The sequence below is a fragment of the Variovorax rhizosphaerae genome (assembly GCF_037889975.1).
GTDB classification, from domain to species: domain Bacteria; phylum Pseudomonadota; class Gammaproteobacteria; order Burkholderiales; family Burkholderiaceae_C; genus Variovorax; species Variovorax rhizosphaerae.
Map to the genome: position 1 here is coordinate 255,756 of NZ_JBBKZT010000010.1, position 12,547 is coordinate 268,302.

Consider the following 12,547-nt stretch of genomic DNA (forward strand, 5'->3'; position numbering starts at 1 on the left):
TTTGCTCTTGAATCCATCCTCCCGCGGAAGCTCTCAGCGTGAGTGACGTCAGTGAGTGACGTCAGCATGCGCGCGGCCGATTGCGCAAGCCCCGCCGTTGGCCGACACTGCCGGGCATGGAAATATCCGGAAGGGCGCTGCGCCTTGCAGCCTGGTGTGCCGCAGCCCTCGGCACGGCGTCGGTGCACCCGCCTGCACATGCCGAGTCCACGATGTGCCCGCAGCCGCAGCGGGCCGTTTTCTCGTGCCCCGTTGGTGCCAAGCAGGTTGCTGTCTGCGCCTCGGACCCGCTGACAGAGGCGACTGGAACGCTGCAGTACCGATTCGGCCGGCCCGCGAAGGTCGAGATGGCTTATCCGCCGAAGACTGCGGACTGGCGCGCGCTGACGCGCGGCGGCACCCTGATGTTCTCCGGCGGTGGCGGCGCATTCATCGCCTTCGAGAAGCGCCCCTATCGCTACGTCGTGTACAGCGCCGTCGGCCAGGGCTGGGGCAGCAAGGCCGGCGTCGTCGTCGAGCGCTCCGGCAAACGAGTGGCGAACCTGAGTTGCACGGCGGAAGCGAGTTCCGAACTCGGGCCGGCGTTGTTCTCCGCGGCCGGCATCAAGCCCTTCGAGGACAGCTTCGAGCTGCCGTGAGCGACGACGGTACGAAAGTCCACAGACTTGAGGATGAACGATGGCTCACACAGCGCGACACTGTCATGCCGGTTCCGCGCCCCGCCAATCCACAGGAGACCACGCCCATGATCGAAGTTGATGCGCAAACCATGCGCGAAATCGCGCCGACATTCAGCGGTGCCAATGGCCAGCGGCAGAACGCCATCATCACCGCCGTCGGCGAGGTGCTGGCCAAGACCTTGCAAGCCTATGCGATCGACAACCGGCTGCGCATCGCCCACTTCCTGGCCCAGACCTGCCACGAGTCGGCCGGCTTCCGAACCACCGAGGAATTCGCCAGCGGCCAGGCTTACGAGGGCCGCCGCGACCTTGGCAACGTCCACCCCGGCGACGGCGTGCGCTACAAGGGCCGCGGCCTGCTGCAGCTGACCGGCCGCGCCAACTACGCCGACATGGGAAAGAAGCTCGACATCAAGCTCGAGGACCATCCGGAACTCGCCGCCGAACCGGTGCTGTCGCTGACGATCGCCTGTGAGTTCTGGAAGAAGAATGGCATCAACGCGGCCTGCGATGCCGACGACATCGTGCGCGTGACAAGGCGCATCAACGGCGGGACCAACGGTCTGGACGACCGCCGCGCACTGACTTCGAGGGCGAAGACGGCGATCGCGCGGCTGGAAGGCCTGGTGCTCAGCGGCGTCGCGCCGCCGACCGGGGGCCGGCCGGTGCTGCGCCGGGGCTCCAAGGGCGACGCGGTCGGCGAGCTGCAGCGGCGGCTTCAGGCCTTGGGCTTCATGGTCGCCGTCGACAACGACTTCGGCGCCGGCACCGAGGTCGCCGTTGCCGCGTTCCAGAAGCAGCACGGCCTGAAGCCGGTGGACGGCATCGTCGGCAGCGGGACCTGGACCGCGTTGGACGCGTCGGGCGGCGGGACGTGACACGCTGAGCATCGGTCCCCTGGACTTGGTGATGTCCGTGGACAGCGGCGGCGTCAAGCTGGCGGGTCAGTTCGACCTGATGGGGGCAGAGAGGGAAGTCGCGACACAGCGCCAATGGATTCCCGGCGCTGGGGTATCCCCAAGAAATGGATGCGCTCCAGGTACTCGCACACAGAGCCTCAACAGATCCTAGACCGCGCCGTGTGCCTCCACGTACAGCGCGTACAGCGAATGGCTGCTCGCCATGTAGAGCCGGTTGCGCTTCGGCCCACCGAACTCCAGGTTGGCGCAACGCTCCGGCAGGCGAATGAAGCCGATCGGCTTGCCCTGTGCGTTGAACACCTTCACGCCGTCCATGTCTTCCGACTTGGCCAGCGGCAGGTGTGCCTTCATGCCGCCGGGCACGTCGGTGGCGGTGGGCGCAAAGGCGCCGCTGAAGCCCCAGCCGCACCACAGGTTGCCGTCGCGATCGACACGGAAGCCATCCAGCGAACCCGGCCCGTCGGCGTCGATGAGCTTGGTCTTGCCCGACAGGCTGCCGTCGGCGGCCACGTCGTAGCTCCAGATGCTGCGGTTGGGCGTGCCCTTCCACTCGACCACGTAGAGCTTCTTTTCGTCGGGCGAGAAGGCCAGGCCGTTCGGGTTGACCAGGTCGGTGATCACCGCGGCGATCTGCCCGTCGGCGGCGATGCGGTAGACGTTGGTCGTGGCCTGCTCGGGCGTGGCGCGCGCGCCCTCCCATTCGCCATTGATGCCGAAGATCGGGTCGGTGAACCAGATCGAGTCGTCGGACTTCACGACGACGTCGTTGGGCGCGTTGAGGCGCTTGCCCTCGAACTTGTCGGCCAGCACCGTCAGCTGGCCATTCTTCTCGGTGCGCACCACGCGGCGCGTCACCGAATGCTCGCAGGTGACGAGGCGGCCCTGCCGGTCGCGCGTGTTGCCGTTGGCATAGTTGACGTTCTCCTTGTGCACCGTGAACTTGCCGGACTTTTCGTCGAACTTCATGAGCCGGTTGTTCGGAATGTCGCTGCACAGCAGGTAGCCGCCTTCGGGAAAGTACACCGGCCCCTCGGCCCAGCGCATGCCGGTGCCGACCTGCTCGACGGTGCTGCTGTAGATGCGGTACTTGGCAAAGCTCGGGTCGAGGATCAGCACCGCCGGATCGGGGTAGCGCTGCGCCGGCTTGAAGTCGAAGGACTGCGCGCCGGCCATGCCGCTCAATGCCGCCAGGCCTGCGCCGGCGACCGTCTTCAGAAAGCCGCGGCGTGCCTCGGGGGACGCTGGAAGTTCGTCTTGCATGTCTGTTGTCTCCGCCTTGTTGTTGGTTGTTGGCACAGAGGTAGCGCGGCCGGCGCGTACGTGAGAGGGCGTGCAGATTTCGTACCGAGGGCGCCCGCCGGGAGTCGGTTCGCGGAGCGGAACCGTACTCCGGCACGGTGACAACGAAGTTGCGGCAAGGCTGACCATTGCGCGCACCGTTTGTGGTGCCAGAGCCAGCATCGCAGGCCCGAGATCGGCGTCCGCAGTCGAAAGATTCGCGCCTTCTTCAGCCCTGCGCGACTTCGTGGTTGGCCATCAATTCCAGCGCCTTCACCAGCGCCGAATGGTCCAGCTGATCCCAGCCGTTGGCGGCGCAGGTGCCCATCAGTTGCGCGGCCGATGCGGTCTGCGGCAACGACACACCGATGGCCTTGGCGCCGGCCAGGGCCAGGCCCAGGTCCTTCTGGTGCAGGCCGATGCGGAAGCCCGGGTTGAAGGTCCGCTTGATCATGCGTTCGCCATGCACCTCCAGGATGCGCGACGAAGCAAAGCCGCCCATCAGCGCCTGCCGCACCTTGGCCGGATCGGCGCCGGCCTTGCTCGCGAACAGCAGCGCCTCGCCGACGGCGGCGATGTTCAGCGCCACGATGATCTGGTTCGCGACCTTGGTGGTCTGCCCGTCGCCGACACCACCGACGTGCGTGATGTTCTTGCCCATCAGCTCGAACAGCGGCTTGGCCTTGGCAAAGGCTTCCTCGGTGCCGCCGACCATGATGGTCAGGCTGGCGGCCTTGGCGCCCACTTCGCCGCCCGACACCGGCGCGTCGAGGTAGTCGCAGCCGAGGTCGGCGATCTTCTTGGCGAAGGCCTTGGTCTCGATCGGCGAGATGCTGCTCATGTCGATCACCGTCTTGCCCTTCGACAGGCCTTCCGCCACGCCGCCCTCGCCGAACAGCACGCCTTGCACGTCGGGGGTATCGGGGACCATCGTGATGATCACCTCGGCCTGTTGCGCAACTTCCTTCGCCGACGCGCAGGCGATCGCGTTGCTCGCCGCGATCTCGGCATTCGCCTTGCTGCGCTTGACGTAGTAGAGCTGGTGGCCGGCGTTGACGAGGTGCATGGCCATGGGCGCGCCCATGATGCCGAGGCCGATGAATCCGATCTTCATGATTTCAAATCTCCTGGTTGGGTTTGGTTGGATGACAGCTCGACGCCCCGCGCGGTGTTCACAAGACCGGCGCGCCTCAATGCCAGGAACACCGCGGAACCGGCTTCTCCGGGCCGCCGGTGTAGCCCCCGCACGGGGGTTGGCGAAGTGACACGAAGTGCGCGCAGCCTGGGGGCGAGCAAAATTTCAGTAGGTGGAGGAGCCGGAGGACGTGGCGACGACCGGCTCGGCGCGCATCTTCGACAGCACGGCCTGCGAGCCCGCCGCCATGAGCCGCGCGTCGGAGCTGACGGTGACGAACTGGAAGCCCTTGGCGATGCGGGCCATCGCGCCCTCGGGGTTGCCGTTGTGAATGCCGGCGACCAGGCCGTGGGCCTTGGCGCGTTCGAGGATGTGGTCGATGGCTTCTTGCGCCTTCGGGTCGACGTCGTCGAACACCGGGCGGCAGCCGAGCGCCAGCGACAGGTCGGACGGCCCGATGTAGACCGCGTCCAGCCCTTCGACCGACATGATCGCGTCGAGGTTGTCCAGCGCCTGCGCCGTCTCGATCATCGCGAAGGTCACGATCGTGTCGTTGGCATGCGTCGCATAGTCGGCACCGCCGTAGAGCAGCGCGCGGATCGGCCCGAAGCTTCTTGTGCCGCGCGGCGCGTAGTGCGTGTACGCAACCAGCTTCTGCGCCTCTTCGCGCGTGCTGATCATCGGGCAGATGACCGCCATCGCGCCGGCGTCCAGCGTCTTCATGAGAGAGCTCGGGTCCAGCCAGGGCACGCGCACCACCGGCACCGTGTTGGTGGTCGAGATCGCCTGCAGCATCGGGATCATGGCCTGGTAGTCGACCACGCCGTGCTGCAGGTCGATGGTCAGCGAGTCCCAGCCCTGGTGGGCCATGGTCTCGGCCGAGAAGCTGTTGGGGATGGCCAGCCATCCGTTGATGGCGGCACCACCGGATTTCCAGAGGGTGCGCAGGCGGTTTTCTCTCATGACGGGCCTTGTCCTTCGTGTTGTGGGTTGTAGGGTCAGCGGTCGAGTGCGGGGCGCTTCGGATCGAACTTCCAGCCCGGCACGAGGTACTGCATGGCCGTCGCATCATCGCGCGCGCCGAGGCCGTGCTGCTTGTACAACTGGTGCGCCTTCTCGACCTCGACCATGTCGAGCTCAACGCCCAGGCCCGGCTTCTTCGGCACCTGCACCAGGCCGCCTTCGATCTTCAGCGGGTCTTTCGTCAGGCGCTGGCCGTCCTGCCAGATCCAGTGCGTGTCGATCGCGGTCACGCGGCCCGGCGCCGCGGCCCCGACGTGGGTGAACATGGCCAGCGACACATCGAAATGGTTGTTCGAATGCGAGCCCCAGGTCAGGCCCCAGTCGCGACAGGTCTGCGCCACGCGCACGGAGCCGGCCATGGTCCAGAAGTGCGGGTCGGCCAGCGGGATGTCGACCGATTGCAGCGCCAGCGCATGGCTCAGTTGGCGCCAGTCGGTGGCGATCATGTTGGTGGCGGTGGGCAGGCCGGTGGCGCGGCGGAATTCGGCCATCACCTCGCGGCCGGAGAAGCCGTCCTCGGCGCCACACGGGTCTTCCGCATAGGCGACCACGCCGCGCATGTCGCGCATCAGGCGGATCGCGTCCTTCAGCAGCCAGCCGCCGTTCGGGTCCAGCGTGACGCGGGCTTGCGGGAAGCGCTCGTGCAGCGCGACGATGGCCTCGATCTCTTCCTCGGCACGCAGCGCGCCGCCCTTGAGCTTGAAGTCGTTGAAGCCGTAGCGCGCATGGGCTGCCTCGGCCAGCTTCACCACGGCCTCGGGCGTCATGGCCTTTTCATGGCGTACGCGGAACCAATCGTTGTCAGCACCGGGGTCGCTGGCGTAGGGCAAGTCGGTCTTCGCCTTGTCGCCGACGTAGAACAGGTAGCCCAGCATCTCGACCGCCTCGCGCTGCTGGCCTTCGCCGAGCAGGGCCGCGACAGGCACGTTGAGGTGCTTGCCCAGCAGGTCGAGCAGCGCCGATTCGATGGCCGTCACCGCATGGATCGCGATGCGCAGGTCGAAGGTCTGCAAGCCGCGCCCGCCGCTGTCGCGGTCGGCGAACTTCTGCTGCACCTCCTGCACCAGCCGCTGCTGCGAGCCGAGCGGCTGGCCCACGATGAGTTCGCGCGCATCCTCCAGCGTCTGCCGGATCTTCTCGCCGCCCGGCACTTCACCGACGCCGGTGTTGCCGGAGCTGTCGGTGAGGATCAGCAGGTTGCGCGTGAAGAAGGGGCCATGCGCGCCGCTCAGGTTGAGCAGCATGCTGTCGCGGCCCGCGACGGGGATCACGCGCAGTTCGGTGATGACGGGGGTGGAGGAGGAAGTGGGTGTAGTCATGATGATGAATGGGGGTGTGACAGTAATGGGTGCGTGAAACAAGTGCAATCAGATTCGTGGGCACCGCCGGAGCAACGAAGCCGCAAGGCCCGCCTGGCGAGGGCATTGAAGGCGTGAAGATTTCGTAGCGAGGGCGCTGAGATTGGGTTGAGGAGCGGAACCGCACCCCAGTACGGTGACAACGAAGTTGCGGCGAGGCTGACAACTGAGCGAAGCGCTTGTCATGCCGAAGCCAACACCGCAGGCCTGGGATCGGTGGTCGCAGTAGAAGGATTCACACCTTCAATCGGCGGTGATGTTCCCTGTCTCGATCACCTTCTTCCAGCGCGCGAACTCCGCCTGCTGGAAGGTAGCGAACTGCGCCGGCGTGTTGCCCACCACCTCCAGGCCGATCTCGGTGAACTGCTTCTTCACCGCCGGATCATTCAGCGCGGCGACGGTGGCCTCATGCACCTTCGTCTTGATGTCGGCTGGCAGTCCCTTCGGCGCGACCAGCGCCTGCCACGAATAGACGTCGACACCCTTCACGCCCGCCTCGGCCAGCGTTGGCACGTCGGGCAGTACCGGCGAGCGCTTGTCGCCCGTGACGGCCAGCGCCTTGAGCTTGCCGGCCTTGATGTTCTGGATGACCGCATTCACGTTCGGGAAGGACGCGTCCACCTGCCCGCCCAGCAGGTCGGTGATGGCCGGCGCGCCGCCCTTGTACGGCACATGCAGGCCGGTCGTGCCGGTCTGCTGCCAGAACAGCGCCGCAGTGAGGTGGTCGCTCGATCCGTTGCCCGACGAGGCGAAGGTCATCTTGCCGGGGTTCTTCTTCTCGTTGGCGATCACGTCGGCCACGCTGTTCATCGCCGAGTTGGCCGGCACCACGAGCACGTTGGGCGCCTGGACGGCGACGGTGATCGGGTCGAAGTCCTTGAGCGCGTCGTACTGCATGCCCTTGATCAGGTGGGGCGCGATCACCAGCGGTCCGAGCGAGGTCACGAGAAAGGTGTAGCCGTCCGGCGCCGCACGCTTCACTTGCGTCGCGCCGATGGTGCCGGTGGCGCCAGCCTTGTTGTCGACCACGAATGATTGGCCGAACTTTGCGCCCAACTTGGTCGCGATGGCACGGGCCACCATGTCGGTCGAACCGCCGGCCGGGAAAGGCACGACGATGGTCACCGGCTTGCTGGGCCAGGCCTGGGCGAAGGCTGTGGTGGTGGCCGCGACGCCGACGGCGAGCGCGGTGATGAGCTTCTTCATGGCGATGTCTCCTGAAATGCGCATCCCGGGACAATCGGTAGCGCTATCAAACTATGGGAGGTTCGAATGATAGCGCTACCGTAACCGCCGTCAAGGGCTCGTCCCGCGATTTTTCAGGGGTTCAGGCGCTTTCGCGCTCCACGATGGAAAAACCGACGTCGACCACGCGCTGCTCGACTTCGCGCCCCTCGGCGCGGTCGACGATGAACTGCGCGGCCTGGCGCCCGATCGCGGTGCCGTCGATGCGCACGGTGGTCAGCGCGGGATGCAGATCGGCCGAGAACTCCAGGTCACCGAAGCCGACCACGGCCAAGCGGCCGGGCACCGCGATGCCGCGTGCCTGCGCTTCGGTCATCACGCCGAGCGCGAGCAGGTCGGAACTGCAGAACACCGCATCGACGGAGTGGCTGTGCGCCAGCAGTTCGGCCAGCCCGCGGCGCCCGCTCTTGAGCGTGGTCGGCGCCGGCACGCGGATCACCGGCACCTCGCCCAAGCCCGCGGCCTGCGCCGTTTCCTGGAAGGCGACCAGCCGCCGGATCGAGCGCTCGTCGTCACCGGCCACCATCGCGAGGGACTTGCGCCCCTTGGCGCGCAGGAAGTCGGCCACTGCGTGCCCCACCTGGGCATGGGAGAAGCCCACCAGCATGTCGAGCGGCGTGGGCGTGAGGTCCCAGGTTTCCACCACCGGGATGCCCGCGGCCATCAGCCGCTTGCGCCCTTCGGCCGAATGCATGATGCCGGTCAGCACGATCCCGTCCGGCCGGCGCCCGACGATGGCGTCGAGCAGCGCGTCCTCGCGCGAATCGACATACCCGCTCTGGCCCAGCATGAGTTGGTAGCCCTGCGCCGCCAGCGCATCGGTGAGGGCCTGCACCGTCTGCTGGAACACCGGCCCGGAGATGGTCGGCACCACCGCCGCCACCAGCCGGCTGCGCGCCGAGGCCAGGCCGCCCGCCAGCACATTGCGCACATAGCCGGTGCGGCTCACCGCCTCGCTCACCTTGCGCAGCACGTCCGCGGACACCTGCGAGGGATTGCTCAGCGCCCGCGATGCGGTGATCGGCGCCACGCCGGCCAGCTTGGCCACGTCATGCAGGGTGACGGCGCCACTGCCGCGCCGCGGACGTCGAGTGGGGGTGCCGGAACTGCTCATGGTCGAGATTCTAGCGACACGTTAGCGCTACCGTCGTTCGCTCCACGCTGTGCGAAGCCGGTTCGGCATGCAACTTGCACCCTATTTCTTTCATGACCGCCATCAACCTTCCCGCCGTCCTCGCCGAGGTCGAAGCCGTCTTCGCGCAATACCAGCAGGCGCTGGTGAGCAACGACGTTGCCGTGCTCGACCTGCTGTTCTGGGACTCTCCCCACACCTTGCGCTACGGCGCGGGCGAGAACCTCTACGGCTACGACGCGATCCGCGAATTCCGCAAGGCCCGGCCGGCCGTGAACCTCGAGCGCGAGATCACCGCCACGTCGATCACCACCTTCGACCAGCACTTCGCCGTGACCAACGTCGAGTTCAAGCGGGCCGGCAGCGATCGGATCGGGCGGCAGAGCCAGACCTGGGTGCGCATGCCTGAAGGGTGGCGGGTGGCTGCTGCGCACGTCAGCCTGATGAGTTGACGGCATCAATCTTTCTACTGCGGCCACCGGTTCCGGGCCCGCCGTGTTGCTCCGGCATGACAAGCGCTTCGCGCAATTGTCAGCCTCGCCGCAACTGCGTTGTCACCGCACGAGAGTGCAGTTCCGCGCTGCAGACCCGACCTCGGTGCCCTCGCTACGAAATCTTCACGCCTTCAGTCCCGCATGCCTGGAAAAGAGCTGCTACTTCTTCGGCCGGTTCTTCATCATCTCCAGCACATTCATCGTCTGCCCGCCCGGCATGACCATGTCGCCGGGCTTCTGGCCGGCCTTGCAGGGGCCGATCCATTTGGCTTCCATCACGGTCTCGCCCTGGGTCCGGCCCATCATCGGCGGGTCGTAGGTGGAGCGCATGACCATCTTGTAGGCCGAGCCGAAGTCGCCCGTGATCACGCCGTGGGTGGTCGCGGTGCTGGTGGTGCCGCTGCCGAGGTCGATGCGGCAGACCGAATCGACCACGAAGGTAGCGCCTTCGGCACGCATTTCCTGCTTGCTGCACATCTTGTCGCCGATGCCCATGCCCATCTCGCGCATCGCCTTGTCGCTCGCGGCGTCGATGCATTGCTGTGTCACGTGGCCCGCAGGCGCCTTCGCGCCGCCCGACGCCCCGGTCTGCAGCGTCATCTCCCACAGGCCGGGCTTGCGCGGCGGATAGTCGGTGGGCGATGCGGCCAGCGCGTGGCCGCAGAGCAGGCACAGCGCGGCGGAAGCCAGCGGCTTCCTCATGGATCGGCGAGCGAACGGCAGGGACATCATCGGCTTGTACCGCGCTCCGCTGCGCACCGAAATAGCGCAATCGACATACGCCTGACAAGACCGCACCGCGCGCGGCCCTGCCCGAGCATCAATGGCCCTGGTTCAGCCAGCCCAGGACGTCCACTTGGCCTCGCTCGCCGCGGAGGCCACCGTGCGCTCGATGAAACGCACGCCGCGCGCACCGTCCTCGACGTGCGGATAGTCGGCAACCAGCGGGTCGGCCTGGCTGCCATCCAGCTTCGCGCGAATGTCGGCCATGACGCCGCCGTACACGTTGGCAAAGGCTTCGATGAAGCCTTCCGGATGCCCTGCCGGAATGCGGCTCGCACGCTGCGCCGACGGGTGCAGCCAGGGCGCGCCGCGCGTGAAGATGCGCTTCGGCCCGTCGTGTGGCAGATGCACGAGCTGGCTCGGCTGCTCCTGCCGCCATTCGAGCGTGCCGAGCGTGCCCGACACGCGCAGGCGCAGGTCGTTCTCCAGCCCCGCGTTGATCTGCGAGGCGATCAGCACGCCGCGCGCGCCACCCTGGAAGCGCAGCAGCAGGCTGCCGTCGTCGTCGAGCGCACGGCCCGGCACGAAGCGGGTGAGGTCGGCGCAAAGGCTTTCGATCTCCAGCCCGGTCACCGTCGCGACCAGGTTCTCGGCATGCGAGCCGATGTCGCCGATGGCGCCCGCCGCGCCGCTGCGCGCCGGGTCGGTGCGCCAGTCGGCCTGCTTGTTGCCGCTGCCTTCCAGATGCGACGCGAGCCAGCCCTGGTTGTATTCGACGACGACCTTGCGCACCTCGCCGATCTCGCCGGCGCGCACCATGGCGCGGGCCTGGCGCACCATCGGATAGCCGGTGTAGTTGTAGGTGACGCCGAAGATGGTGCGCTGTCGCTGCACCGCGGCGACGAGCGCATCGGCCTGCGCAATGGTGTGCACGAGCGGCTTGTCGCACACGACGTGGAAGCCGGCGTCGACGAAGGCCTGCGCCACCGGGTAGTGCACATGGTTGGGCGTGACGATCGCCACGAAGTCGATGCGCTGGTCGGCCGCGCGCTTCAACTCGTCGGCGAGCAATGATCGCCAGTCGCCGTGGTTGCGGTCGTCGGCCAGCAGGAGGTCGCGGCCCGAGGCGCGCGCCTTGTCCGGCGTGGAGGACAGCGCGCCGGCCACGAACTCGGCCTGCCCGTCCAGCGCGATCGCATGGCGGTGAACAGCGCCGATGAAGGCATCGCGCCCTCCTCCGACCATGGCGTAGCGCAGCTTGCGCTGGGGAATGGAAATGCTCATGAATAGCCCGTTCGAGGGTTGGTCTTCTTCCCTCTCCCCCTGGGAGAGGGTCAGGGTGAGGGCATGGGCGCATCCAGCCGCCCAGCCTCGATCAGAGGCCCGGAGCCCTCACCCCAGCCCTCTCCCAAAAGGAGAGGGAGCAATACCGAGAAGGGAGCGAATCCTCAGAACGGCGAGTCCGGGTGGTAGAAGTCCTTCGCGTTGTCCTTCGTGATCAGCACCGACGGAATGATCGTCGTCGCCGGCAGCTTCTCGCCCTTCAGCCGCGCTTCGGCCGTCAGCTTGATCGCGTCGTAGATGAACTTGGGCGAGTAGCTCACGTCGGCCGTGATGCGCTTGTCCTTGCCGTCCATGATGGTCTTGACCATGCCCTTGGCACCGGCGCCGCCGAAGATGATCTTGATGTCGTCGCGCTTGGCCTGCTCGATGGCCTTCAGCACGCCCACGGCCATGTCGTCGTCGGCGGCCCAGATCGCGTCGATGCTCTTGAAGCGCGTCAGGTAGTCCTGCGTCACCTTGAAGGCGTCGTCGCGGTTCCAGTTGGCGTACTTGGCGTCGAGCAGCTTCACGTCGGGGCTGCCCTTGAGTACCGCGTTGAAGGCGTCCATGCGCTCGTTGTCCAGCGTCGTCGCGATGCCGCGCAGCGCCACCACGTTGCCCTTGCCGCCCAGTTGCTTGACGATGTACTCGGCCGGAATCTTGCCGAAGGCCGTGTTGTCGCCGGCCACGTAGGCGTCCTGCGCGCTGGTGTCGGTCAGGCCGCGGTCGACCACGGTCACATACGCGCCCTTGGCCTTCACCTGCGCCACCGGCTTGGTCAGCGCGGCGGATTCAAAGGGGAACACGACCAGTGCATTGATCTTGGTCACGGTCGACAGGTCCTGCAACTGGTTCGCCTGCTCACCCGCGTTGGCGGCCGTCTTGATCGTGATCTTCAGGTCCGGATGCGCCTTCTCCAGGTCCTTCTTGGCCTGGTTCGCCCAGTAGTTGATGCCGCCCATGAAGCTGTGCGTGGCGGCCGGGATCGACACGCCGAGGTTGACCTTCTCTGCGGCCAGCGCCGGCAAGCTGGCGAACGCGGCGGCCGCGACGGCCGTGAGTGCGATGCGACGGGTGATGGTTGTCATTGCGGGATGTCTCCTAGGGTGATGGAACTGACTACGGGAAGGAATGCGGCCGCCGCCGGGCCGCGCCAAGGCGGGCCGCACCGACGGGCGGTCGCCAGAGGCGGCTGCTCTTCTGGCCGTCCAAGCCTGCGTAGGCGGGCTTGGCGCC

12 protein-coding genes are annotated in these 12,547 nt (G+C 66.9%); 3 read left to right on the top strand and 9 right to left on the bottom strand.

What is annotated here, in order from left to right:
- The first annotated feature begins 116 nt into the window (after window positions 1–116).
- The gene (locus WKW82_RS22495; RefSeq protein WP_340344565.1) at window positions 117–638 is read left to right on the top strand and encodes a hypothetical protein; all 522 of its coding nucleotides are present in this window, start codon (window positions 117–119) and stop codon (window positions 636–638) included.
- 107 nt (window positions 639–745) lie between these two features.
- The gene (locus WKW82_RS22500) at window positions 746–1,558 is read left to right on the top strand and encodes a peptidoglycan-binding protein (RefSeq protein ID WP_340344566.1); all 813 of its coding nucleotides are present in this window, start codon (window positions 746–748) and stop codon (window positions 1,556–1,558) included.
- Window positions 1,559–1,747: 189 nt separating this feature from the next.
- On the opposite strand, the gene WKW82_RS22505 is transcribed toward WKW82_RS22500, so the two are convergent.
- From WKW82_RS22505 to WKW82_RS22530, 6 genes are all read right to left on the bottom strand, one after another.
- Entirely contained in the window at window positions 1,748–2,860 is a 1,113-nt protein-coding gene (locus tag WKW82_RS22505) for an SMP-30/gluconolactonase/LRE family protein (protein ID WP_340344567.1), read from the bottom strand.
- 247 nt (window positions 2,861–3,107) lie between these two features.
- Window positions 3,108–4,025: a 2-hydroxy-3-oxopropionate reductase gene (locus WKW82_RS22510; protein ID WP_340344632.1), complete on the bottom strand. Its 918-nt coding sequence runs from the start codon at window positions 4,023–4,025 to the stop codon at window positions 3,108–3,110.
- A 153-nt stretch (window positions 4,026–4,178) separates the two neighbouring features.
- Entirely contained in the window at window positions 4,179–4,976 is a 798-nt protein-coding gene (locus tag WKW82_RS22515; protein WP_340344568.1) for an HpcH/HpaI aldolase family protein, read from the bottom strand.
- Window positions 4,977–5,011: 35 nt separating this feature from the next.
- A complete protein-coding gene (gene gudD, locus WKW82_RS22520) occupies window positions 5,012–6,355 on the bottom strand; it encodes a glucarate dehydratase (protein ID WP_340344569.1) in 1,344 nt (447 codons plus the stop codon).
- Between the two features lie 282 nt (window positions 6,356–6,637).
- Window positions 6,638–7,600 carry a Bug family tripartite tricarboxylate transporter substrate binding protein gene (locus WKW82_RS22525; protein ID WP_340344570.1) on the bottom strand — a complete coding sequence of 321 codons (963 nt, stop codon included), beginning with the start codon at window positions 7,598–7,600 and terminating at the stop codon, window positions 6,638–6,640.
- A 121-nt stretch (window positions 7,601–7,721) separates the two neighbouring features.
- Entirely contained in the window at window positions 7,722–8,753 is a 1,032-nt protein-coding gene (locus WKW82_RS22530) for a LacI family DNA-binding transcriptional regulator (protein ID WP_340344571.1), read from the bottom strand.
- Between the two features lie 92 nt (window positions 8,754–8,845).
- On the opposite strand from WKW82_RS22530, the gene hpxZ reads away from it, so the two are divergent.
- Entirely contained in the window at window positions 8,846–9,223 is a 378-nt protein-coding gene (hpxZ, locus tag WKW82_RS22535) for an oxalurate catabolism protein HpxZ (RefSeq protein ID WP_340344572.1), read from the top strand.
- Window positions 9,224–9,424: 201 nt separating this feature from the next.
- Here the strand turns inward: hpxZ and WKW82_RS22540 are convergent, their stop codons facing one another.
- From WKW82_RS22540 to WKW82_RS22550, 3 genes are all read right to left on the bottom strand, one after another.
- Window positions 9,425–9,967 carry a DUF3617 domain-containing protein gene (locus tag WKW82_RS22540; protein ID WP_340344573.1) on the bottom strand — a complete coding sequence of 181 codons (543 nt, stop codon included), beginning with the start codon at window positions 9,965–9,967 and terminating at the stop codon, window positions 9,425–9,427.
- A gap of 132 nt (window positions 9,968–10,099) precedes the next feature.
- A complete protein-coding gene (locus tag WKW82_RS22545; RefSeq protein ID WP_340344574.1) occupies window positions 10,100–11,272 on the bottom strand; it encodes a Gfo/Idh/MocA family protein in 1,173 nt (390 codons plus the stop codon).
- Between the two features lie 164 nt (window positions 11,273–11,436).
- A complete protein-coding gene (locus WKW82_RS22550; protein WP_340344575.1) occupies window positions 11,437–12,399 on the bottom strand; it encodes a substrate-binding domain-containing protein in 963 nt (320 codons plus the stop codon).
- Window positions 12,400–12,547 lie beyond the last annotated feature (148 nt).

Bases quoted from the DNA above. Each gene is read 5' to 3' on its own strand.
- WKW82_RS22545 (WP_340344574.1), bottom strand. From the start codon at position 11,272: ATGAGCATTTCCATTCCCCAGCGCAAGCTGCGCTACGCCATGGTCGGA.
- WKW82_RS22530 (WP_340344571.1), bottom strand. From the start codon at position 8,753: ATGAGCAGTTCCGGCACCCCCACTCGACGTCCGCGGCGCGGCAGTGGC.
- WKW82_RS22505 (WP_340344567.1), bottom strand. From the start codon at position 2,860: ATGCAAGACGAACTTCCAGCGTCCCCCGAGGCACGCCGCGGCTTTCTG.
- hpxZ (WP_340344572.1), top strand. From the start codon at position 8,846: ATGACCGCCATCAACCTTCCCGCCGTCCTCGCCGAGGTCGAAGCCGTC.
- WKW82_RS22550 (WP_340344575.1), bottom strand. From the start codon at position 12,399: ATGACAACCATCACCCGTCGCATCGCACTCACGGCCGTCGCGGCCGCC.
- WKW82_RS22515 (WP_340344568.1), bottom strand. From the start codon at position 4,976: ATGAGAGAAAACCGCCTGCGCACCCTCTGGAAATCCGGTGGTGCCGCC.
- WKW82_RS22500 (WP_340344566.1), top strand. From the start codon at position 746: ATGATCGAAGTTGATGCGCAAACCATGCGCGAAATCGCGCCGACATTC.
- WKW82_RS22540 (WP_340344573.1), bottom strand. From the start codon at position 9,967: ATGAGGAAGCCGCTGGCTTCCGCCGCGCTGTGCCTGCTCTGCGGCCAC.
- gudD (WP_340344569.1), bottom strand. From the start codon at position 6,355: ATGACTACACCCACTTCCTCCTCCACCCCCGTCATCACCGAACTGCGC.
- WKW82_RS22525 (WP_340344570.1), bottom strand. From the start codon at position 7,600: ATGAAGAAGCTCATCACCGCGCTCGCCGTCGGCGTCGCGGCCACCACC.
- WKW82_RS22495 (WP_340344565.1), top strand. From the start codon at position 117: ATGGAAATATCCGGAAGGGCGCTGCGCCTTGCAGCCTGGTGTGCCGCA.